This window comes from Streptomyces sp. NPDC052012, assembly GCF_040689265.1.
In the GTDB taxonomy this organism is placed as follows: domain Bacteria; phylum Actinomycetota; class Actinomycetes; order Streptomycetales; family Streptomycetaceae; genus Streptomyces.
The window spans coordinates 34,809-55,257 of record NZ_JBFAXA010000008.1 but is presented as its reverse complement, the minus strand read 5'-3'; the positions used below and the strand labels follow the sequence as shown (position 1 = coordinate 55,257).

Below are 20,449 nucleotides of genomic sequence, written 5' to 3'. Positions count from 1 at the left end.
ACGCTCGGGCGCATGACCCCTCAGACCCCTCAGCCGAACCCCGAGGCCGGAGCCGCCGTCAAGGCCGCCGACCGTGCGCACGTCTTCCACTCCTGGTCCGCTCAGGAGCTCATCGACCCGCTCGCCGTCGCCGGAGCGGAGGGGTCGTACTTCTGGGACTACGACGGGCGCCGCTACCTCGACTTCACCAGCGGCCTCGTCTACACGAACGTCGGATACCAGCACCCGAAGGTCGTCGCCGCCATCCAGGAGCAGGCGGCGAGGATGACGACGTTCGCGCCCGCCTTCGCGGTGGAGGCCCGCTCGGAGGCGGCCCGGCTGATAGCCGAGCGCACCCCGGGCGACCTCGACAAGATCTTCTTCACCAACGGCGGCGCCGACGCCAACGAGCACGCGGTGCGCATGGCCCGCCTGCACACGGGCCGCCCGAAGGTGCTCTCCGCGTACCGCTCGTACCACGGCGGCACCCAGCAGGCGATCAGCCTCACCGGCGACCCGCGCCGCTGGGCCTCGGACAGCGCCTCCGCCGGTGTCGTGCACTTCTGGGCGCCCTTCCTGTACCGCTCGCGCTTCTACGCCGAGACCGAGGAGCAGGAGTGCGCGCGGGCGCTGGAGCACCTGGAGACGACCATCGCCTTCGAGGGGCCGTCGACCATCGCCGCGATCGTGCTGGAGACGATCCCGGGCACGGCGGGGATCATGGTGCCGCCGACCGGATATCTCGCGGGCGTGCGGGAGCTGTGCGACACGTACGGGATCGTGCTGATCCTGGACGAGGTCATGGCCGGGTTCGGGCGGACCGGCTCGTGGTTCGCGGCGGATCTGTACGGCGTCGTGCCGGACCTGATGACCTTCGCCAAGGGCGTGAACTCCGGCTATGTGCCGCTGGGCGGCGTCGCGATCTCCGGGAAGATCGCCGAGACGTTCGGCAAGCGGCCCTACCCGGGCGGGCTGACCTACTCCGGGCACCCGCTGGCCTGTGCCGCGGCCGTCGCGACGATCAATGTGATGGAGGAGGAGGGCGTCGTGGAGAACGCGGCGCGCCTCGGCGAGACCGTCCTCGGCCCCGGCCTGCGCGAGCTGGCCGAGCGGCACCCCAGCGTGGGCGATGTGCGCGGCGTCGGCATGTTCTGGGCGGTGGAGCTGGTGCGCGACCGCGAGACCCGCGAGCCGCTGGTGCCGTACAACGCGGCCGGTGAGGCGAACGCCCCGATGGCCGCGTTCGCCGCCGCCGCGAAGGAGGGCGGTCTGTGGCCCTTCGTGAACATGAACCGCACACACGCGGTGCCGCCGTGCAACGCGAGCGAGGCGGAGCTGAAGGAGGGCCTGGCGGTCCTGGACGCGGCACTGTCGGTGGCGGACGCGTACGTGGAGTAGCGGCACCGGGCGGGGCATGGGGCATGCCCTCCCGAACGCGTAAGGTGACGTGCTCGTAGACCTGTGCACCTGTGTGGACCTGTGCGAGCACGTCACCGACCACGCGACGAGGGAGACGCCCGACCATGCCCGGCATCAGCGGCAACGTCGCCGTGACCCGCAGCACCCTGCGGCAGCAGATCGCCGACGCGCTCCGCGACGAGGTGCTGGCCGGGCGGCTGCAGCCGGGGCAGGAGTTCACCGTCAAGGAGATCGCCGAGCAGTACGGGGTGTCCGCGACCCCGGTGCGGGAGGCGCTGGTCGACCTGTCGGCGCAGGGGCTGCTCGACGCCGACCAGCACCGCGGGTTCCGCGTGCACGAGTACTCCGTGGACGACTTCCGCGGCATGATCGAGGCGCGCAGCATGGTGACCGACGGCATGTTCCAGGCGCTGACCGACGGCCGCCTCGCCCACGTGATGCCCGACGAGCCCCGGGTCGCCGCCGCGCTCGCCGGGGTCCGGCGGCGCGGCGAGGAGGCCCAGCGGGCGGCTCTCGCCGGTGACCTCACCGTGCTGATCGGCTACGACCTGCGGTTCTGGCGCGAGCTCGGGGCACTGTTCGGCAACCCGTACCTCAGCGACTTCCTGCACCGGCTGCGGGTGCAGACCTGGGTGTGTGTGGTGCAGCAGCTGCGCCGGCTGCCCGACCTGCGGGGCCGGCTGTGGTCCGAACACACCGATCTCGTCGATGCGCTGGCGCGCCGTGACATCGATGGCGCCCGCGCGATCGTCGCGTCGTACAACGCGCACGGGCTCGCGCTGATCGAGCGCCTGACGGACGGATGAGCGACGGATGAGGGACGACTGGGAAGACGGCTGAGCGGTCGCGGACGGGCGCTTGCGGCCGAGACTGCGTCGTCTGTGTCCGTATGGGTATGGGACCTGCACGAAGACGCCGTACCCTTCCCTGACCACGTCCCTGACGACTGACGACCTCCGTGCCGTGTGAGGAGCCCTCTTTGGCCTGTGACCTGTGGCTGGTACCGCTCGTCGACGTGTTGTGCCACACGCCCGACAATCCGTTCGCCGAGGAACTCGCGCAGTACAACACGGTGCTCTCGGAGGCGGGACTGCCGCCGGTGCCGGTGTACCAGTACATGCCGGGCCTGTCCGGCGAGGTCGCCCCGGTCGCGGGATTCGACTACGACGCGCTGCACTTCCTGCGGCGCGCGTATCTGCTCCAGGTGTGCGGGCTTCCGGTGACGCCGGTGGACGAACTCGGCGGTGACTACGAGCAGTTGCTGGAGATGTTCGAGGCGACGGCCCAGCAGTCCCACCTGGTCTGGCACTACGACCACGCGGGCGCGTACGTCCCCGTGGACTTCCCGGCCCCGCTGTCCAGCGACGAACTCCTCGCCGGTGGCGGCCCCTTGGGTTCCTCCCAGTCGCTGCTGCGGGAACTGGAGTTCGTCGCCCCGACCCTCGGCATCGACCCGGCCAACCCCCCGGCCGCCCCGGAGCCCCCGCGCGGCCCGACGGAACTCGAGGAACCGGCCCTCCCCGCCCCCTACGACCCCAGCCCCTTCGCCCGCGAACGCCACGTCTGGCTGGGCCTGCACGCGGCGGCCACGCGGAGTCTGGCGCAGGGGTCGATGATCGTGTTCAGCTGAACCGGCGGGATCAGCGCAGCTCGGAGAGTCCCTTCTGCAGGTCTTCCGCGTTCATCACCGGGGTCATCTCGACCTGGGCGTTGAGCTGGGAGAAGAACGGCTCACCGGTGGGCGGGATCTGCGAGCTGTCCTGAAGGTCGACGACCAGCAGGCACGTCCGCCGCCCGCCGAGCGGGCCGAAGTAGGCGGCCTCCGGGTGGAGCCGGTCCATGATCTCCTTCATCAGCTCGGGCATCTTCCCGCTGCGGATGACGTCGTTCGCCTTCTCGGTGTCCAGCGTCGCCCTGAGCATCACGCGCATCGCACTCACCTTCTTCTGGTCGACGCACGCGGGGTACGGCTTCAGGCTATGCCCGTGACGCCGGACCGGCGAGCGAGGACCGGGCCGGCGCCGGCCGAAGATCTATCCGGCGATCTCCGCGACGACGCGGTAGGCGACGTACAGCCCGTACAGGGCGAGGAGCAGCCCGAGGAAGCGGGTCCATACGGGCAGGGTGCGGCGTCGGTGGGTGTTCCCCATGCGCCTCAGGCGTACCACGGCGGAGAGCGCACCGAGCGCGGCGATGGCGGTGAACACCCAGAACAGCACGGGCCGTTCGCTCGAGGATGCGTTCTGCACTCCGGCGTTGCCGACGATGAGCAGCAGGTAAGGGGCGATGTACTGAGCCGGGCTGAACTCCCGCACCCGCTCAGGGCCACCGGTCTCGGTCATGGAATGCCTCCGCGGCTTGGTAGGTGTCGGCAAGGATGTGCGCCCCACGGCAGGGGGGAAGACCGTGGGGCGCACATGGGTGTTCCAGCCCCCGGGGAGGGGCGGCATCAGCGGATCAGGTACGTCACAGGATGATGTCGATGATCCACTCGATGGCGGTCTTGACGGAGATCGCGCCGCCCAGGGTCAGCGTCTTCTTCACCCAGCCCGGGAGGGAGTTCCACTTCTCCTTGAAGTAGCCCTTGCCCTTCTTCGCCCAGTCGGTCAGCTTCTTCTGCCAGGAGTCGGGCAGCGCCTTGAAGGCCTTCTTCAGCGCCTTCTTCTTCAGCTTGTCCAGGAACCCCTTGGCCGCGAAGCCGTCAGTGCCGGCGGCAGAGACCACCTGCTGCTTGGTGAGGCCCTCCTCCTTCAGGAGCTCCTTGCCCTCGGGAGTGTCGAGGTAGCTCTCCCAGGCCTCGGGCGAGGAGAACTCGAAGGCCGCGTCGAACTCCGGGGTGGCGGAAGCGGCAGCGGCCGTCTCGCGGTGGGTGGTGGCCTGCGCCGCCGTGGTGCCTGTGACACCGAGGGTCAGCGCGGCCAGGGCGGCAATCGCACCCATGCGGATATGCCGACGATTCACTATCGTGGTCCTTCGGGTAAGACGGTGCGGGCGCTGCCGACCGGTGCACTGATGGCCTGGAAACCGTGTGCGTCGGAAGGGGCGGTGCCCGCACCCCCGGGCTTCTGTGCCGGGGGCGGTGAAGAACCTAACCCTGTGTTGATCTTCAGTTCCAGATCTTGAAGCGCATATGCCCTGAAACGTTCGCCGGGCCGGGACACGCAGACAGGATGTTTTTCGCAAGCCGGGCGGACATACGCGGACGATCTATAGCGAGCCGGGCGATGGACGGCGCAAACCGGACTGGCCACTACCGCCACCCCGAAACCTCAAGTTCCGCTCAATTCACTCGGAATCGCGGTTAAACGCCTCTGCACACCACAGCGTCGACTCGCGCGAAAACGTCACACCGTCAGATCCGTACGGCATCCGTCTGCGGGCTGATGGCCATTCCTGCTGCGGGCGGATTTTTCGCCCGGCTGCGGTTGGAATGCTGCTGATCATGACCACCGCATCCCCGGATCCCACTGGCCTCGCCTATCACCGCATGGGTCGCACGGGCCGTCACCGATGGTGGCGGCCCCTGCTCGGCGCCGTGCTGTTCCTGCCGACCTGGCTCGTGGCCGTGCTCATGCTCTACCTGTTCGCCTACGCCCTGGGGACGGCAGCCGGATACCCCGAACTCCCCGACGGTGGCGTGGACTTAGGCCCCTTGCGCAATACGGCATTGGACCTGACGTACATCGCCGTCGCCCTGCCCCTCATCCTGCTGGCCGTACGGCTGACGGAGCGGCGGCCGGCCGGCACCGTGTCATCAGTCATCGGACGACTGCGGAAGCGTTGGCTGGCCCGGTGCCTGCTGGCCGCTCTCGTCCCCGTGACGCTGCTCGCGTCGGCCTCCCTCTTCCTGCCGGACGACGCCCGGGCCGACGGAGAGTCCACGGCATGGGTCGGCTTGTCACCCTTCCTCGTGTCCCTTGCCGTCCTGGCCGTGTTCGTCCCCGTGCAGGCCGCAGCCGAGGAGTACGTCTTCCGGGGCTGGCTCACCCAGGCGTTCGGGGCGTTCCTGCGCTCCCCGTGGCTCGCGTTGCTCCCGCAGGCCGCGCTGTTCGCCGCCGCCCACGGCTGGGGCACCACGTGGGGCTTTCTCGACCTGCTCTTCTTCGCCCTCACGGCGGGATGGCTGACCCTCCGCACAGGCGGCCTGGAAGCCGCCATCGCCCTGCACGCACTGAACAACCTGCTGGCCTTCGGCGTCTCCGCCGCCATGGTCGACGGGCTGTCGTCCGACGACACCGCAGCCGACGCACCCTGGCAACTCGCCCTCGCGGACATGACCACCGCCCTGCTCTACGCCGCGATCGTCACCTGCATGGCCCGCCGCCGACGCCCCCAGCACCTGGCACCCCCTGCGGACACGCCTCCCCCGTCACCTGCCATGTCATATCGGTGATCAGCGAGGTCTCTGCGGCAGCCTCGCGGTCGCGGGCGGACTCGTCGCCCGGATGCCGTCGTGGGAGGTCCCCTCGGCCCGCAGACGTGACGGGACGGCCGGGCGGGTTCATCGCGCCGGCCGTCCGGTCAGATCCTCAGGTCCCCGGGAGGGGAGGACTCACAGGAACGAGTTGATCTCGATCGTCTCGTCCCGGCCCGGGCCCACGCCGATCGCGGAGATCGGGGCGCCGGACATCTCCTCCAGGGCCTTGACGTACGCCTGGGCGTTCTTCGGCAGGTCGGAGAAGGACTTCGCCTTGCTGATGTCCTCCGACCAGCCCGGCAGCATCTCGTAGACGGGCTTCGCGTGGTGGAAGTCGGTCTGCGAGTACGGCAGCTCCTCGACGCGCTTGCCGTCGATCTCGTAGGCGACGCAGACCGGGATCTGCTCCCAGCCGGTGAGGACGTCGAGCTTGGTGAGGAAGAAGTCGGTCAGGCCGTTGACCCGGGTCGCGTAGCGGGCGATCACCGCGTCGAACCAGCCGCAGCGGCGGTCGCGGCCGGTGGTGACTCCCCGCTCGCCGCCGATGCGCCGCAGCGCCTCGCCGTCCTCGTCGAACAGCTCCGTCGGGAACGGGCCGGCGCCGACGCGGGTGGTGTACGCCTTCAGGATGCCGATGACCCGGCTGATCTTCGTCGGGCCCACGCCGGCGCCCGTGCAGGCGCCGCCCGCGGTCGGGTTGGAGGAGGTGACGAAGGGATAGGTGCCGTGGTCGATGTCCAGCAGCGTGCCCTGGCCGCCCTCGAAGAGGACCACCTTGTCCTGCTCCAGCGCCTGGTTCAGGATCAGCACGGTGTCGGCGACGTACGGCGCCAGCTTGTCCGCGTAGCCCAGCAGTTCCTCGACCACCTGGTCCACGGCGATCGCGCGGCGGTTGTAGAGCTTGGTGAGGATCTGGTTCTTGACGTCGAGGGCCGCCTCGACCTTCTGCGTCAGGATCGACTCGTCGTACAGGTCCTGGACGCGGATGCCGACACGGTTGATCTTGTCGGCGTAGGTCGGGCCGATGCCGCGCCCGGTGGTGCCGATCTTCCGCTTGCCGAGGAAGCGCTCGGTCACCTTGTCCACCGTCACGTTGTACGGCGTGATGATGTGCGCGTTACCGCTGATCAGGAGCTTGGACGTGTCGACGCCTCGCTCGTTGAGCCCGCTCAGCTCGGAGAGCAGGACCGAGGGGTCGACGACGACGCCGTTGCCGATGACCGGCGTGCAGCCGGGGGACAGGATTCCGGAAGGGAGCAGGTGGAGGGCGTACTTCTGGTCACCCACGACTACCGTGTGGCCGGCGTTGTTGCCGCCCTGGTAGCGCACCACGTAGTCGACGGATCCACCGAGCAGGTCCGTCGCCTTTCCCTTGCCTTCGTCACCCCACTGAGCACCGAGCAGCACAAGTGCGGGCACGCGCGTACACCCCTTCCGGGCGGGGCATGTCCATGGTCGAGGGCGCACGCGGGAGCGTTTCGCCGCGTACACCGCGACCGTCGTTGGCCGCCAACCGTCGGACCGGATGCCCCGGAATAGACGAAGCCCCTGGCGCAATAGCGCAAGGGGCTCTTGCACAAAGATGCTACCCGAGGAAGCGAGGCATGGCCGAGGTGGCGACTTCCGCGACATCTTCCGCGACGTCTTCGTCCACTCCCGATCAGCTCCTGGTGGTCGTCGATCCGGTCGCCCGCCGCACGGACGGCGAGTCCGTACGCATCGCGAAAGACGTGCTCAGCGCGGGTGCGGTCGGCACGAAGGTGTGTCTGCCGGACGGTCCGGAGGAGTTCGCGCGGGCGCTGCGGCGGCGGGGTTCGCGCCGGCCGGTGCTGGTCGGGGACGACCGGGCGCTGGTGCGTGCGGTGAGCCTGCTGCACCGGCAGCGGGAGCTCGCGGCCTGCGTGCTGTCGCTGGTGCCGGTGGGCGGAGCGTCGGCCCTCGCGAGGTCGCTGGGGGTGCCGACGAGCGCGGTGGCGGCGGCACGGGCCGTGCTGGACGGGGCGGAGCGGCGGATGGACCTGCTGGTGGACGACAGCGACGGGGTGGTGCTGGGCGCGCTGCGGATCCCGCCGCTCGGGGCGGTGTACGGGCGGGAGCCGGGGGCCGACGAGGCGGGCCGCCCCTTGCTGCGGACCTGCCAGTCCCTGGTGCGCACCCTGCTCCCCGCCCGGCCCTCCCGCCTGGTCTCCGCCCCCGAGACGGGCCCCGCCCACCTGCGCGTCGAGGTCGACGGCGAGACCCTGATCGACCTGCGCCAGCCGGTGGAGTCCGTGTCGGTGACCCCCACGGCCGCGGGGACGGCCCGGGTCGAGGTCCGCCCGCTGTCGGTGGGCGCGGAGGCGACCCCGCTGCTCGCCGAGGCCCGCACGGTCACGGTCTCGGGCGCCCACTTCCGCTACCGCGCGGACGCGGCGATCTCGGGCCCGGTACGGACCCGGACGTGGGTGGTGCGCGAGGGGGCTTGGGGGTTGACGGTGCCGGCGGGGTAGCGGAGTCGGGGATCAGTCACCCCGGCCGAACCGCTCCTCGCGGTGCACCCGCCAGCGTTCCATCATCGCGGCGATCTCGCCCTCGACGAACTCGAAGAAGGCCAGGGTCTCCGCCATGCGGCGGCCCGCGGGGGTGTCCGGGCCCAGGCTGGTGACTCCCTCGCGCAGGGCCGCCTCCCAGCGCTTGATGACGGCCTCGCGGTTGGTGAGCGCCTCGTACCACTGGTTGCTGTGCACCCGGTACCGCTCGCGCCGGGAGCCGGGTTCGCGTTCCCGCGACACCATGTGCTGCTGGGACAGATAGCGCACCGCCCCGGAGACGGCGGCCGGGCTGACCTGGAGCTGTTCGCCCAGCTCGGCGGAGGTCAGCGTGCCCGAGTCGGAGGCCAGCAGCGCGGCGAACACCCGGGCCGGCATCCGCTGCATCCCGGCCTCGACGAGCTGCGCCGCGAACCCCTCGACGAATTTCGACACCGCCTCCGGGTCGCGCCCCGGACCACCCTGTTCCGCCGCTTCGGTCATGGTCCGATCATGCCTCACAGCCTTGATGCTTCCTTAACTTCACAAATTTCTGAAAGAAGCGTACGTTCCGAAACATGACGAAGGCAATCAGCGTCTCCGGACTGCACAAGGCGTTCGGCCGCACCCACGCGCTCGACGGGCTCGACCTGGACGTCGAGTCCGGCGAGGTCCACGGCTTCCTCGGCCCCAACGGTTCCGGGAAGTCCACCACGATCCGGGTCCTGCTGGGCCTGCTGCGCGCCGACTCGGGCGCCGCCCAGGTCCTCGGCCGCGACCCGTGGACGGACGCCGTCGAGATCCACCGCCGTATCGCCTACGTCCCCGGCGACGTGACGCTGTGGCGCAACCTCTCCGGCGGCGAGGTCATCGACCTGTACGGGCGCCTGCGCGGCGGGCTGGACGCGCGACGCCGCGCCGAGCTGATCGAGCGGTTCGAACTGGACCCCACGAAGAAGGGCCGGACGTACTCCAAGGGCAACCGGCAGAAGGTGGCGCTGGTCGCCGCGTTCGCCTCCGACGTCGACCTGCTGATCCTCGACGAGCCGACCTCCGGGCTCGACCCGCTGATGGAGGAGGTCTTCCAGCGGTGCGTCGCCGAGGAACGCGACCGCGGCCGTACGGTCCTGCTGTCCTCGCACATCCTCAGCGAGGTGGAGGAGCTGTGCGACCGGGTGAGCATCATCCGCAAGGGCCGCACGGTGGAGAGCGGTTCGCTCGCCGAGCTGCGCCACCTGACCCGCACCAGCGTGAGCGCCGAACTCGCCGGACCGCCGAACGGGTTGGCCGGCCTGCCCGGCGTGCACGACCTCGACGTGCAGGGACGCCGGGTCCGGCTCCAGGTCGACACCGACAAGCTCGACGCCGTACTCCGGTCGCTCAGCGAGTCGGGCGTGCGGTCGCTGACGTCGACGCCGCCGACACTGGAGGAGCTGTTCCTGCGGCACTACCAGGACGACGTGACGAGCACGGAGGCGGTGTCCCGATGAAGGCGGCCACCTCGGCGTTCACCGTTCGTCCGACCAGCTCCCGCCCCCTCGCGGGCACCTGGACGCTGCTGCGGTTCGCGCTGCGCCGCGACCGGGTGATGATCCCGCTGTGGGTCGCGGTGAACGCGCTCATGGTGCTGTCCATGCCGGGCACGCTGGAGAGCCTGTACGGCACGCCGGCCGAACGCGCCGATCTGATGCGGCAGATGGAGACCAACTCCTCGCTGCGAGCGATGGTCGGCCCCGTCTTCGACGACTCGCTCGGCGCGCTCACCGCGTGGCGGGCCGGCGTGTACGCGGCAGCGCTCGCCGCCGTGATGAGCCTGCTGATCGTCGTACGGCACACCCGCGACGAGGAGGAGAGCGGCCGGCAGGAACTCGTGGCGTCGGGCATGGTCGGCCGCAGGGCCTCGCTGACGGCGGCCCTGCTGACGGCGGCGGTCGCCAACGGTCTGCTGGCGCTGCTGCTGGCGGCGGGCCTGTCCGGCCAGGGGGCGTCCGGAGCGCTCGCCTTCGCGCTCGGCATCGCGGGCACCGGCATGCTGTTCGCGACGATGGCGGCGATCGTCGCCCAGCTGACGGAGAGCGCACGGCTGGCACGGGGCCTGACCGCCGGGGTGCTGGGTGCGGCGTTCGTGCTGCGCGCGGCCGGTGACTCGGCGACGGCGGACGGCTCCTCGGTGCTGACCTGGCTGTCCCCGCTGGGCTGGCTGGAGAACCTGCGGGCCTTCGCGGACGAACGCTGGTGGGTGCTGCTGCTGATCGCCGGCGCGGCGCTGGCGCAGGGCGCGGTGGCGTACGAGCTCACCGGGCGCCGCGACCTCGGCATGAGCTTCCTGCCGACCCGGCCGGGCCCGGCGAACGGCCGCCTGAGCACGGCCGGCGCGCTGGCCTGGCGGTTGCAGCGGGGCAGCGTCCTCGGGTGGAGCATCGGCTTCTTCCTCGCCGGGCTGGTGTACGGCGGGATGACGGAGGGCGCGGCGGACCTGGTCGGTGACAACGAGCAGGCGCGGCAGATCATCGAGCGGATGGGCGGACAGTCCGGGCTGACGGACGCGTTCGTCGCGTCGATGATCGGGATGCTGGGCCTGATCGCCGCGCTGTACGTCGTGGGCTCGGTGCTGCGCCTGACCGGCGAGGAGACCTCCGGCCGGGCCGAACCGGTGCTGGCGGCGGCGGTCGGCCGGCTCCGCTGGGCGGTCGGCCACCTGGCGATCGCCTTCGGCGGGGCGGCATGGATCATGCTGCTCGCCGGCGCCGGGTATGCCCTGGCGTACGGCAAGGACGTGGGCGGGATCCTGAGCGCGTGTCTGGTGCAGCTCCCGGCGGTGTGGGTGATCGGCGGCGCGGCGGTCCTGCTGCACGGCGTGCTGCCCCGTGCCGCGGTGGGGGCGGCGTGGGGCGTCGCCGGGGCCGTGCTCCTGCTGGGCTGGGTGGGCCCGGCCCTGGACGTCCCGCAGACGGTCCTGGACCTCTCCCCCTTCGGCCACCTGCCGAAGGTGCCGGGGGCGGAGATGAGCTGGGGGCCGGTGCTGGTCCTGTGCGCGATCGCGGCGACGCTGGTGGCCGGGGGGCTGGCAGGTCTGCGTCACCGCGACATGACGACGTGAACGTGACGGATCAACCGACGTACTGCTTGAGCTCCTCGGTGTCGAGTTCGACACCGAGGGGTTCGGGCAGCGAGAGCTTCGCCCCGAACGCCTTCTTCACCGTGCTGCGGTACCCGTCCCCCGGCGCGGGATCGCTGTAGAGCGTGACCGAGCAGTCGTCGCGGTCGATCAGCAGGTAGAAGGGAATCCCGGCGTCGGCATACCCGGCGGGCTTCTCCTCACGGTCCCGCCGGTGCGTGTCCGCGTCGTAGGAGGTGACCTCGACGGTCATCACCACGCCGGCCGTTTCGGCCCAGTCCCCCTTGCCCGTGAACGTGCCGCGGGGAGCCAGTACGGCGTCGGGAAGCGCCCGCCCCTTGCGGTACTTCTCAATCCGCAGTCCCAGCTCGCCACCGCCGTAGAGCCACAGCCCGGTCCCCGCCATCGCCATCAGGAAGCACTCCTGAAGCCACCGGATGACCTCGCTGTGGTTGCCGTCCGTCATGCCCTTGATCCCGACCCGTCCGTTGATGAACTCCAACCTGACGGCGTCGAACCTCTTGGCCACGTGCGCGGCGAGCTCCTCGAACTCCTCTACGGACATCTGAGCCGTGTGCTGCGCCATAACCGTCATGGTGCCCTCCTTCGCAGGCGGGCACCAGCTTGCCGATCCGCACATGACGGTGCCGGGTACCGCCCTGCGATCAGCCGAACGAGTGATCAAGCCACCTCCACGACCAGCCCTTCCAGCCCCCGGATCACGAAGTTCGGCTTGCGCCTCGGCTCCTGCGCCGGACGGAGATTCGGGGCCTTCTCCAGCAGCGCCCGCATCGACGCCGCCAGCTCGATCCGGGCCAGGGGGGCGCCGATGCAGTAGTGGATGCCGGCGCTGAAGGAGATGTGCGGGTTGTCGCGGCGGGTGAGATCGAGGTGCTCGGGGTCGGTGAAGACCGCGGGGTCGTGGTTGGCGGAGCCGAAGAGCATCGCGATCTCCGCGCCGCGCGGGATGACGGTGCCGTCGATCTCGATCTCGTCCAGCACCCAGCGTTCGAAGAGCTGGAGCGGTGTGTCGTAGCGCATCAGCTCCTCGACGGCGAAGGGGACGAGGGAGTGGTCCGCGCGGAGGGCCGCCAACTGGTCCGGGTTGCGGAAGAGCGCCCACCAGCCATTGACCGTGGCGTTCACCGTCGCCTCGTGCCCGGCGTTCAGCAGCAGCACGCAGGTCGAGATCATCTCCTGCTCGGTCAGCCGGTCGTCCTGATCGTGGGCGGCGATCAGTCCCGAGATCAGATCGTCGCCGGGCTCCTTGCGACGCTCGGCGATCAGCTCCCGCAGATACTCCGAGAACTCGACCGACGCCCGCACCGCCTTCTCCGCCGCGGCCTGTGAAGGGTTCAGCTCGTACATCCCGCAGATGTCCGCCGACCAGGGCCTCAGCGGCCCCCGGTCCGCCTCCGGGATCCCCAGCATCTCCGCGATCACCGCGACGGGCAGCGGCTCGGCGACGTCGCGCAGCAGATCACCGCCGCCGGCCTCCACCAGCCCGTCGACGAGCTCACCGGCCAGCCGCTCCACGTACGGCTTCAGCCGCTCCACCGTCCGCGGCGTGAACGCCTTCGACACCAGGCGCCGGATGCGGGTGTGGTCCGGCGGCTCCAGATCGAGCATCCCGTGATCGTTCAGGGTGTGGAACGGCTCGTGCTCCGGTGGGGGCGGCGTACGGCCGAACTCCTCGTGGCTGAACCGATGCAGGTACGTCCGCCCCAGCCGCCGGTCCCGCAGCAGCGCCGAGACGTCCGCGTGATGCGGCACCAGCCACTGGTTCGTCGGCTCGAACCAGTGCACGCGCCCTTTGGCACGCAGCTCGGCATAGGCGGGGTACGGGTCGGCGACGAACGCCGGGTCCCACGGATCGAAGGCGAGCTCCTCGGGTACGGCCATGAAGGGACGCTAGCCCGGCGGACCCCGCTCCGACCAGGGGGTCCGCAAGAGATGCGGGCCCGTGGCGTGTGGCATAGGAAGGGAGGAGAGCTGCCGTCACCGTGCTCATCGCGTCCCCGGCGGGCGGCGGGAAGGACGGACCATGTTCGACAAGCGCAGGGACCGTCGGCGGGCCAATCGCGCCTTCGACCACGACGTGGGTGTGACCCGCTACCGTCTGCGGCAGCGGGCGATCTCCCTCGGTGACGACTACTGGATCGACGACGACTCGGGCCGGCACCGGTACAAGGTCGACGGCAAGGTGCTCCGGGCCCGCCGGACCTACCGCATCGAGGACCAGCACGGTGAGCGAGTCGCGACCGTGCAGAGCCGTCCTCTGCGGATCAAGGACTCGATGGCGATCGAGGACGCCGCGGGGGACCGGGTGGCCCTCGTCAAGAAGGCGGTCGTCGGCCCGCTGCGCGACCGGTGGCGGATCAAGCAGGAGGACGGCGACGACCTGACGGTGCGCGGAAGCATCCTCGACCACGAGTACACGATCGAGCGGGACGGCTACAAGATCGCCCAGGTCTCGAAGAAGTGGTTCCGGCTTCGGGACACCTACGGCCTGGACATCGGCCCGGAGGCCGACCACACCACGGTGGTGGCGGCGGTGATCGCCATCGACGCGATGGCACACCCCGGTGACTGACGTCCGATCAGCCTCGTGGTCGGGCCCCCTGGACCATCCCGCCCCTACCCCGGTGTCACCAGCCGCGCCTCGTACGCGAACACCGCTGCCTGCGTACGGTCCCGGAGGCCGAGTTTCACCAGGATTCTGCTCACGTGGGTCTTGATCGTGGACTCGGCGACCACCAGGCGCTCGGCGATCTCCACGTTCGACAGGCCCTGGGCGATCAGGACCAGGACCTCTGTCTCCCGTTCGGTCAGGTCGCCGTAGGCCGCCTGGGCGGAGGGCATCAGGCGCGGGGTCTCGGAGAGCTTCGAGAACTCGGTGATCAGGCGTCGGGTCACCGAGGGGGCGAGGAGGGCCTCGCCGGCGGCTACGACCCTTACGCCATCGGCCAACTGCCGGGCCGAGGCGTCTTTCAGGAGGAAGCCGGAGGCGCCGGCGCGCAGGGCCTGGTAGACGTACTCGTCCAGGTCGAAGGTCGTCAGGACCAGCACCTTCGCCACGCCGTCCGCCGCGACGATCTCCCTCGTCGCCTCGATTCCGTTCAGCTCCGGCATGCGGATGTCCATCAGCACGACGTCCGGGGCGAGTTCGCGAACCTTCGCGACCGCCTCCCGGCCGTTCACCGCCTCGCCGACGACCTCGATGTCCGGCATCGCGTTCAGCAGCACCGAAAAGCCTTCGCGGACCATCATCTGGTCGTCCGCGATCAGTACGCGGATCGTCATGCGTCGTCACCCGCGAGTTCCGTCGACGTGACCGGGAGGAACACCGCCACCTCGTAGCCGCCGCCGTCCGTCGGGCCCGCCGTCATCTCGCCGTTCAGCATCGCCACCCGCTCCCGCATCCCGGTGATGCCGTGCCCGGCACCGGGTGAGGGCTTCACGAGCGCCGGGTTCGGCGGTGGGCCGTTGACGATCCGCAGGCCGAGCCCGCCGAGGACGTAACCGATCTCCACGCGGGCGCCCGCCCCGGGTGCGTGGCGCAGGCTGTTGCTCAGGGCCTCCTGCACGATCCGGTACGCCGACAGCTCCACGCCCTGCGGCAGTTCGCGTACCGCGCCCGTGACCACCTTCTCCACGTCCAGCCCCGCGTCCCGCACATTGGCGAGCAGAGCGTCCAGGTCGGCGAGGGTCGGCTGCGGGGCGTCCGGCGCCTCGTAGTCCTCGGCGCGGACCACACCGAGGACCCGGCGCAGCTCGGTGAGGGCGGCCACCGCGTTCTCGCGGATCGTGGCGAAGGCCCGCTCCAGCTCCGGCGGCGGGTTCTCCACCCGGTACGGCGCTGCCTCCGCCTGGATGGCGACCACCGACATGTGGTGGGCGACCACGTCGTGCAGCTCACGGGCGATGGTGGTGCGCTCCTCCAGCAGGGTGCGCCGCGAGCGTTCGTGCGCGGTGACCGTCTGCTGGGCGGTCACCTCCTGCTCGGCCGCGCGCCGGATGTGCCAGACGGACACGCACAGCAGGGCCAGCGCGGAGACGAACAGCATGGGCGCGCTGTTCGTGTAGTAGTGGCCGCCGCCGAAGCCCGTCTCGGCGACGAAGCCGTAGAGGGCGGTCAGGGCCCACATCCAGGCGGCGGTGCGCGGCCGGGTCCGTATCGCCACGAAGAACAGCACCGACAGGTGGCAGATGAACGCCCCCGGCAGCCACGGCCAGTCGCCCCAGCTGCTGCCGAGCACCGAGACCACCGGGGTCGCCGCCATGGACAGCCAGAAGGCGCCGACCGGCCGGATCAGCGTCACCAGCACCGGCACCGCGCACGCCAGCCCGGTCAGCAGCGCCAGCACGCCCTCGCCGTGGAAGCTCTCCACCGCGCCGGCCCAGAAGGCCAGCAGCGCGACCGCCGCCACCACGGCGTGCGGCAGGTAGCCCGCGTGCCGCCGCAGCGGGCCCGGCAGCAGCCGTGCCAGCGGCCCGGTCCCGGCCGTGCGCGGCAGCGGGCGGTAGGCGAACGCGTCGTGGAACAGGTCCTGGCGCAGTCCGCGCAGGGCGTTCTGGGCCAGCCGGAACTCCGGGCTGCGGGATGCGGCCCCGTCCCCCGGGGAGCCCGGTGAGCCCGGGGACTGCATCTGGGTCGTCTCGGTCACGGTGCCACCGTAGGCCGAACGGGCGCCGCGGTCGTCCCCGGTGAGAGGGGTTCTCCGGCGTCCGTCTCAAGTACTACCCGTACTGCCTGCCGTACCGCGGACCCTCAGTACCCCGACGGCCGGACCAGCCCCGACTCGTACGCGAACACCGCCGCCTGCGTACGGTCGCGCAGGCCCAGTTTCACCAGAATCCGGCCCACATGGGTCTTCACCGTCTGCTCGGCGACCACCAGCCGCACCGCGATCTCCGCGTTGGACAGGCCCTGCGCGATCAGCGCCAGCACCTCCGTCTCGCGCTCGGTGAGGCTGCCGACGCGGTCCTTCAGCGGGGAGCGCGGCCGGGCGTCCAGCCGGGAGAACTCCGCGATCAGCCGGCGGGTGATGCCGGGCGCGAGCAGCGCGTCCCCGGCGGCGACGACCCGGACCGCCTCGGCGAGCTGCTCGGCGGAGGCGTCCTTCAGCAGGAAGCCGGAGGCCCCGGCGCGCAGCGCGTCGTAGACGTACTCGTCGAGGTCGAAGGTGTTCAGCACCAGCACCCTGATGTCCGGGGTGGCGGTGGTGATGCGGCGGGTGGCCTCGATCCCGCCCAGCTCGGGCATGCGAATGTCCATCAGCACGACATCGGGGGCGAGTTCGGCGGCCTGCGCGACCGCGTCCAGACCGTCCACCGCCTGGCCGGTCACCTCGATGTCGGGCTGTGTGTTCAGCAGCACGGTGAAGCCCTGCCGGACCATCTGCTGGTCGTCGGCTATCAGTACGCGGATGGTCATGCGGTCGTGTCCTTCGGTAGCAGGGCGGCGACCCGGTAGCCGCCGTCGGCCGAGGGTCCGGCGGTGAGGCTGCCGCCGAGCATCACGGCACGCTCCCGCATGCCGAGCAGCCCGTGCCCGGCGCCGGAGGACGGCGGTGCCTCACGGGTGGGCCGGGTGTTGGTCACCTCCACCCGCAGCGCGTGCGGCTCGTAGGCGAGGACGACCCGGGCGGTGGCGCCGGGGGCGTGCCGCAGCACGTTGCTCAGCGCCTCCTGCACGATCCGGTACGCCGACAGCTCCACCCCGGGCGGCAGCGGACGCCGCTCCCCGGTGACCTCGGTGGTCACGGTCAGTCCGGCGGCCCTGGTGTTCTCCACCAGCGCCTGGAGCCGGTCGAGGGTGGGCTGGGGGGCGTGGGGGACGCTGTCCGCGTCGTTCCCGGGTGGCTGAGGGCCGGGGTGCTCCGAGCGCAGGACGTCCAGCACGCGACGCAGTTCGGTGAGCGCCTCGACGGCGTTCTGGCGTATGCCGGCGAGGTTCTCCCTCAGCTCGTCGGGCGGGTCCTCGACGAGGTGCGGGGCGACCTGCGCCTGAATGGAGATCACCGACATGTGGTGGGCGACCACGTCGTGCAACTCCCGTGCGATACGGCTGCGTTCCTCCAGCAGGGTGCGCCGGGCGCGTTCCTCGGCGGTGAGCGTGGTCTGCTGCACCAGCTCGGCACGCGCCTCACGGCGGCCGCGCAGCGCGGTGCCGACGAGGACGACGACCGCGTAGAGGATGACGGCCAGCTGGCCGGTGGGCTGGTAGTGCGGTCCGCCGATCAGCCCCTGGACGACATACGTGACCAGGGCGGTCAGCGCCAGCGCCTCCACGGCGACCCGGGTGCGGACCCGCAGGGCCAGCAGCAGCAGGACGAACAGGTGCCCGATGATCCCCGCGGAGGTCCAGGGCCAGGTGAACTGGTGGCCGTCGGCGGTCATCCCGGCCCGCACCGCGAACGCACTCACCACCATGGCCGCCATCGACAGCCACCACGCCGGGACCGGCCGCCACAGCGCCAGCACCATCGCACCGGCCTCGGCGACAGCGATCAGGAAGGCGGACCCCTGGTCGAGCATGCCGTGGTCGCCGAGCTGGGCCGCGTCACCGATCAGCACGCCGAGCGCGGCCAGGCACACGACGCCGTGCGGCAGCCAGCGCACCCACACCGAGGGCGGCAGCGGGTCGGCCCGCCAGGCCCACAGATCGTCCCGCAGCACCCCCAGCCACCGCCGGACGAGCTCCGCCCCCTTGTTCGTCACACGGTCCAGCCTAGACATGGCGTACGTCCTTCACCGGCCGGTGCTCCCGCACCACCCGCGACCGCCCGCGCGCTCCGCCACCGCCCCGTTCCCAGGACCGGAAGGCGGCCCAGCAGACGGCGAGGGCGACGGCGAACACCGGCAGCCAGGCGAGGCGGACGGCGACCCAGCCGAGGTCGTCGGGGCGGGTGTGCAGGCCGGGCAGGTGCCCGAGGAGCAGTCCCGTGGCGGTGGTCGCCATCAGCGCGGTCTGATGCCACAGGAAGAACGTCATCGCGGAGAGGTTCACCAGCGCCACCGCCGCCCACGCGAGGGGCCGGCGCATGGCGTGCGCGAGCCGTGCGCGCAGGAGCAGCACCGCCCCGCACTGGGCGAGCCCGAAGGTGACGGCGGCGAGCGTCGGCGGATTGAGGTTGGAGACCTCGGCGCCCGGTACGCCGACCATCGACGCCGGGTAACCGGCCCAGGCGACCAGCGCGGCCGTCGCCGCCGTACCACCGACGAGGAGGAGCCACCCCGAGCGGCGCCGGTCCAGCTCGCCCCGGGTCCAGGCGGCGCCCAGTGAGTACGGCACCAGCCAGCCGGCCGCGAGGTTGATCCAGCCGAGCCCTGCCGGGGCGCCGAGCCCGAACCGCAGCAGGTCCACGTGCAGGACGACGGCGAGCGGCCACAGCGGGTGCAGCCGGGTCAGGAGCGGGGTGGCCGCGGTGAGAACGGCGAAGACCAGCAGGAACCACAGCGGGGACAGGGCGAGTTTCACCAGCGTGCGGGTGGTGGTGAGGTCCGCGCCGGACAGCAGGAGGGTGACCGCGACGACCGTCCACAGGGTGAGGACGGCGGCGACCGGCCTGAACAGCCGCCCGAGACGGCCGCGCAGCCAGTGGTGGTACGGGATGCCGCGGGCGCGCGCCGAGGCGTACGAGCGGGTCGCCACATGGCCGCCGACCAGGAAGAACACGGCGAGGGTCTGGAACATCCAGGAGACGGGGGCCAGCCAGGGCAGGTGCTGGAGCGGGCTCGCGGTGCGCAGGGTGCGGCCGTCCGCGACCAGCGCGGTGACCAGCCAGTGGCCGAGGACGACACCGAGCACGGCGAGGGCGCGCAGGGCGTCCACGGCGCGGTCGCGGTGGGCGGGGGTGGCGGCGTCGATCCGCGCGACCAGGTCAGTCATGGGTCACCGCCTCGCTCTCGCCCAGGACGATCCGGGTGAGATGGGTCAGGGACAGGGAACCGGGCTCGAAGTAGTCGCTGTGGCCGCCGTCCCCGGCCGCGAAGACTCGGGCGCCGAAGGCCGGGGAGACGGGGTCGGTTCCGAAGCCGACGGTGGTGCCGAAGAGGTCGGCGCTGAGGTGGGGGACGTTCTCGACCCAGTCGTTGTCGCCGCGGGCGGCCCAGACCCGGGCGGAGGTGCGGAGGGCTGCGGCGGTGTCGGCGCCGGTGCCGGGGCTGCCGAGGAGGGCAATGTCGTTCACGTCGTCGCCGGTGGCGGGGGCGGCCTGGGCGCAGACGACGGAGCCGTAGGAGTGGCAGAGGAGGGAGATGCGGGGCCCGGGATCGGTGATGTGCCGGACGTCCCTTATCAGCGCGCCGAGTTGAGGTGCAGCTTGCTCTGCTCGCTCCGTCGTGGCGACCGTCGTGCTGATCGTGCCGGGGGTCTCGTAGCCGAGCCAGGCGATGACGGCGGTGCGGGTGCCCGGCGGGGCTTCGCGGGTGAGGCGCTGGTGCAGGTTGAGAGCTGCGGTGTGGAAGCGGCCGTAGGTGTCGAGGCTGGTGTCCGAGCCGGGGACGAGGACGGCGATGCGGGTCGCTTGCGCGAGGTCGCCGAGTACCTCGGTGACCAGGCCGGGGCCTCGGCCGTCGAAGGTGAGGAGTTGGCGGGTGGGGTGCGCGAGACGGCGGTCGGCGGCGGCGCGCCTGCCGGCGCCGTGAGCGGCGGCCATCTGGGCGGCCTTCGCGGCATTGGCGCGGTTCGCTGCGTAGATCTTGTCGAGCGTGGTGGGGGTGGGGGCGTCGAGAGCCGCGGGGGCGGGTGCGGGGATGCGGGGTTCGGCTGCTCCCGAGAGGGGGAGTGCGATGGCGGAGGCGATGAGGGCGGACAGGACGGCTCGCCGTAGGCGGTGCGGTGGTTTTCGGCTGCGGCGGCGTCGTGGCTGGTCGCGCAGTTCCCCGCGCCCCTTTGGGGCGCGTTGTGCGGCCGTCGGTTTCAAGGACCCGGATCGCCCTCGCCCCATGGTCGTCTTCCTCCCCCGGCCCGGCCATCGGGCCCGTCTGGGAGGGAAGTTACGA

General features: G+C 71.3%; 21 protein-coding genes. 8 read left to right on the top strand and 13 right to left on the bottom strand.

Translation table 11 applies throughout. The features are described from left to right. Positions 1-12 precede the first annotated feature (12 nt). The 3 genes from AB0412_RS16400 to AB0412_RS16390 all read left to right on the top strand — a co-directional run bounded on the left by AB0412_RS16400 (position 13) and on the right by AB0412_RS16390 (position 3,028). Entirely contained in the window at positions 13-1,377 is a 1,365-nt protein-coding gene (locus AB0412_RS16400; protein ID WP_366403245.1) for an aspartate aminotransferase family protein, read from the top strand. A 125-nt stretch (positions 1,378-1,502) separates the two neighbouring features. After that, positions 1,503-2,204, top strand: a complete 702-nt coding sequence (locus AB0412_RS16395) for a GntR family transcriptional regulator (protein WP_366403244.1) — start codon at positions 1,503-1,505, stop codon at positions 2,202-2,204. A gap of 173 nt (positions 2,205-2,377) precedes the next feature. Next, the gene (locus tag AB0412_RS16390; protein WP_366403243.1) at positions 2,378-3,028 is read left to right on the top strand and encodes a hypothetical protein; all 651 of its coding nucleotides are present in this window, start codon (positions 2,378-2,380) and stop codon (positions 3,026-3,028) included. 10 nt (positions 3,029-3,038) lie between these two features. Here AB0412_RS16390 and AB0412_RS16385 read toward each other — a convergent pair whose 3' ends face one another. From AB0412_RS16385 to AB0412_RS16375, 3 genes are all read right to left on the bottom strand, one after another. After that, the gene (locus tag AB0412_RS16385) at positions 3,039-3,329 is read right to left on the bottom strand and encodes a hypothetical protein (RefSeq protein WP_366403242.1); all 291 of its coding nucleotides are present in this window, start codon (positions 3,327-3,329) and stop codon (positions 3,039-3,041) included. A gap of 102 nt (positions 3,330-3,431) precedes the next feature. Then, positions 3,432-3,740: a hypothetical protein gene (locus tag AB0412_RS16380; RefSeq protein WP_366403241.1), complete on the bottom strand. Its 309-nt coding sequence runs from the start codon at positions 3,738-3,740 to the stop codon at positions 3,432-3,434. Positions 3,741-3,864: 124 nt separating this feature from the next. After that, positions 3,865-4,338 carry a hypothetical protein gene (locus tag AB0412_RS16375; protein ID WP_366403240.1) on the bottom strand — a complete coding sequence of 158 codons (474 nt, stop codon included), beginning with the start codon at positions 4,336-4,338 and terminating at the stop codon, positions 3,865-3,867. A gap of 502 nt (positions 4,339-4,840) precedes the next feature. On the opposite strand from AB0412_RS16375, the gene AB0412_RS16370 reads away from it, so the two are divergent. Continuing rightward, a complete protein-coding gene (locus tag AB0412_RS16370) occupies positions 4,841-5,791 on the top strand; it encodes a type II CAAX endopeptidase family protein (RefSeq protein WP_366403239.1) in 951 nt (316 codons plus the stop codon). 159 nt (positions 5,792-5,950) lie between these two features. Here the strand turns inward: AB0412_RS16370 and AB0412_RS16365 are convergent, their stop codons facing one another. Beyond that, a complete protein-coding gene (locus tag AB0412_RS16365; protein ID WP_366403238.1) occupies positions 5,951-7,234 on the bottom strand; it encodes an adenylosuccinate synthase in 1,284 nt (427 codons plus the stop codon). A gap of 185 nt (positions 7,235-7,419) precedes the next feature. On the opposite strand from AB0412_RS16365, the gene AB0412_RS16360 reads away from it, so the two are divergent. Continuing rightward, complete coding sequence (locus AB0412_RS16360) at positions 7,420-8,304, top strand: diacylglycerol kinase family protein (RefSeq protein WP_366403237.1); 885 nt, start codon at positions 7,420-7,422, stop codon at positions 8,302-8,304. Positions 8,305-8,316: 12 nt separating this feature from the next. Here the strand turns inward: AB0412_RS16360 and AB0412_RS16355 are convergent, their stop codons facing one another. Continuing rightward, on the bottom strand, positions 8,317-8,826 hold the full coding sequence (locus tag AB0412_RS16355) for a MarR family transcriptional regulator (protein WP_366403236.1): 510 nt from the start codon (positions 8,824-8,826) through the stop codon (positions 8,317-8,319). Positions 8,827-8,900: 74 nt separating this feature from the next. Between AB0412_RS16355 and AB0412_RS16350 the strand changes: the two genes are divergently transcribed. Beyond that, a complete protein-coding gene (locus AB0412_RS16350; protein WP_366403235.1) occupies positions 8,901-9,812 on the top strand; it encodes an ABC transporter ATP-binding protein in 912 nt (303 codons plus the stop codon). Continuing rightward, positions 9,809-11,422, top strand: a complete 1,614-nt coding sequence (locus AB0412_RS16345; protein WP_366403234.1) for an ABC transporter permease — start codon at positions 9,809-9,811, stop codon at positions 11,420-11,422. Before AB0412_RS16350 ends, AB0412_RS16345 begins: the two co-directional genes overlap by 4 nt. A gap of 10 nt (positions 11,423-11,432) precedes the next feature. Here the strand turns inward: AB0412_RS16345 and AB0412_RS16340 are convergent, their stop codons facing one another. Together AB0412_RS16340 and AB0412_RS16335 are read right to left on the bottom strand one after the other, a co-directional pair. Beyond that, positions 11,433-12,035, bottom strand: a complete 603-nt coding sequence (locus AB0412_RS16340; protein ID WP_366403233.1) for a Uma2 family endonuclease — start codon at positions 12,033-12,035, stop codon at positions 11,433-11,435. 86 nt (positions 12,036-12,121) lie between these two features. Beyond that, positions 12,122-13,342, bottom strand: a complete 1,221-nt coding sequence (locus AB0412_RS16335) for a cytochrome P450 (protein WP_366403232.1) — start codon at positions 13,340-13,342, stop codon at positions 12,122-12,124. Between the two features lie 142 nt (positions 13,343-13,484). On the opposite strand from AB0412_RS16335, the gene AB0412_RS16330 reads away from it, so the two are divergent. Beyond that, a complete protein-coding gene (locus AB0412_RS16330; protein WP_366403231.1) occupies positions 13,485-14,033 on the top strand; it encodes an LURP-one-related family protein in 549 nt (182 codons plus the stop codon). Positions 14,034-14,077: 44 nt separating this feature from the next. Here the strand turns inward: AB0412_RS16330 and AB0412_RS16325 are convergent, their stop codons facing one another. From AB0412_RS16325 to AB0412_RS16300, 6 genes are all read right to left on the bottom strand, one after another. Next, positions 14,078-14,743, bottom strand: coding sequence for a response regulator transcription factor (locus tag AB0412_RS16325; protein ID WP_366403230.1), 666 nt, complete (start codon positions 14,741-14,743; stop codon positions 14,078-14,080). After that, on the bottom strand, positions 14,740-16,107 hold the full coding sequence (locus AB0412_RS16320) for a histidine kinase (RefSeq protein ID WP_366403229.1): 1,368 nt from the start codon (positions 16,105-16,107) through the stop codon (positions 14,740-14,742). The genes AB0412_RS16325 and AB0412_RS16320 overlap by 4 nt, the downstream gene beginning before the upstream one ends. A 104-nt stretch (positions 16,108-16,211) precedes the next feature. Next, positions 16,212-16,877 carry a response regulator transcription factor gene (locus AB0412_RS16315; protein WP_366403228.1) on the bottom strand — a complete coding sequence of 222 codons (666 nt, stop codon included), beginning with the start codon at positions 16,875-16,877 and terminating at the stop codon, positions 16,212-16,214. Next, positions 16,874-18,181 carry a sensor histidine kinase gene (locus AB0412_RS16310; protein ID WP_366403227.1) on the bottom strand — a complete coding sequence of 436 codons (1,308 nt, stop codon included), beginning with the start codon at positions 18,179-18,181 and terminating at the stop codon, positions 16,874-16,876. Before AB0412_RS16310 ends, AB0412_RS16315 begins: the two co-directional genes overlap by 4 nt. Continuing rightward, complete coding sequence (locus tag AB0412_RS16305) at positions 18,174-19,334, bottom strand: acyltransferase (RefSeq protein WP_366403226.1); 1,161 nt, start codon at positions 19,332-19,334, stop codon at positions 18,174-18,176. Before AB0412_RS16305 ends, AB0412_RS16310 begins: the two co-directional genes overlap by 8 nt. Next, entirely contained in the window at positions 19,327-20,394 is a 1,068-nt protein-coding gene (locus AB0412_RS16300) for an alpha/beta hydrolase (protein WP_366403225.1), read from the bottom strand. The genes AB0412_RS16305 and AB0412_RS16300 overlap by 8 nt, the downstream gene beginning before the upstream one ends. Positions 20,395-20,449 lie beyond the last annotated feature (55 nt).

Excerpts from the sequence above, each read along its gene's own strand:
- AB0412_RS16400 (WP_366403245.1), top strand. The coding sequence starts at position 13 with ATGACCCCTCAGACCCCTCAGCCGAACCCCGAGGCCGGAGCCGCCGTC.
- AB0412_RS16395 (WP_366403244.1), top strand. The coding sequence starts at position 1,503 with ATGCCCGGCATCAGCGGCAACGTCGCCGTGACCCGCAGCACCCTGCGG.
- AB0412_RS16385 (WP_366403242.1), bottom strand. The coding sequence starts at position 3,329 with ATGCGCGTGATGCTCAGGGCGACGCTGGACACCGAGAAGGCGAACGAC.
- AB0412_RS16380 (WP_366403241.1), bottom strand. The coding sequence starts at position 3,740 with ATGACCGAGACCGGTGGCCCTGAGCGGGTGCGGGAGTTCAGCCCGGCT.
- AB0412_RS16375 (WP_366403240.1), bottom strand. The coding sequence starts at position 4,338 with ATGGGTGCGATTGCCGCCCTGGCCGCGCTGACCCTCGGTGTCACAGGC.
- AB0412_RS16370 (WP_366403239.1), top strand. The coding sequence starts at position 4,841 with ATGACCACCGCATCCCCGGATCCCACTGGCCTCGCCTATCACCGCATG.
- AB0412_RS16360 (WP_366403237.1), top strand. The coding sequence starts at position 7,420 with ATGGCCGAGGTGGCGACTTCCGCGACATCTTCCGCGACGTCTTCGTCC.
- AB0412_RS16355 (WP_366403236.1), bottom strand. The coding sequence starts at position 8,826 with ATGACCGAAGCGGCGGAACAGGGTGGTCCGGGGCGCGACCCGGAGGCG.
- AB0412_RS16350 (WP_366403235.1), top strand. The coding sequence starts at position 8,901 with ATGACGAAGGCAATCAGCGTCTCCGGACTGCACAAGGCGTTCGGCCGC.
- AB0412_RS16345 (WP_366403234.1), top strand. The coding sequence starts at position 9,809 with ATGAAGGCGGCCACCTCGGCGTTCACCGTTCGTCCGACCAGCTCCCGC.
- AB0412_RS16340 (WP_366403233.1), bottom strand. The coding sequence starts at position 12,035 with ATGACGGTTATGGCGCAGCACACGGCTCAGATGTCCGTAGAGGAGTTC.
- AB0412_RS16335 (WP_366403232.1), bottom strand. The coding sequence starts at position 13,342 with ATGGCCGTACCCGAGGAGCTCGCCTTCGATCCGTGGGACCCGGCGTTC.
- AB0412_RS16330 (WP_366403231.1), top strand. The coding sequence starts at position 13,485 with ATGTTCGACAAGCGCAGGGACCGTCGGCGGGCCAATCGCGCCTTCGAC.
- AB0412_RS16325 (WP_366403230.1), bottom strand. The coding sequence starts at position 14,743 with ATGACGATCCGCGTACTGATCGCGGACGACCAGATGATGGTCCGCGAA.
- AB0412_RS16315 (WP_366403228.1), bottom strand. The coding sequence starts at position 16,877 with ATGACCATCCGCGTACTGATAGCCGACGACCAGCAGATGGTCCGGCAG.
- AB0412_RS16310 (WP_366403227.1), bottom strand. The coding sequence starts at position 18,181 with ATGTCTAGGCTGGACCGTGTGACGAACAAGGGGGCGGAGCTCGTCCGG.
- AB0412_RS16305 (WP_366403226.1), bottom strand. The coding sequence starts at position 19,334 with ATGACTGACCTGGTCGCGCGGATCGACGCCGCCACCCCCGCCCACCGC.
- AB0412_RS16300 (WP_366403225.1), bottom strand. The coding sequence starts at position 20,394 with ATGGGGCGAGGGCGATCCGGGTCCTTGAAACCGACGGCCGCACAACGC.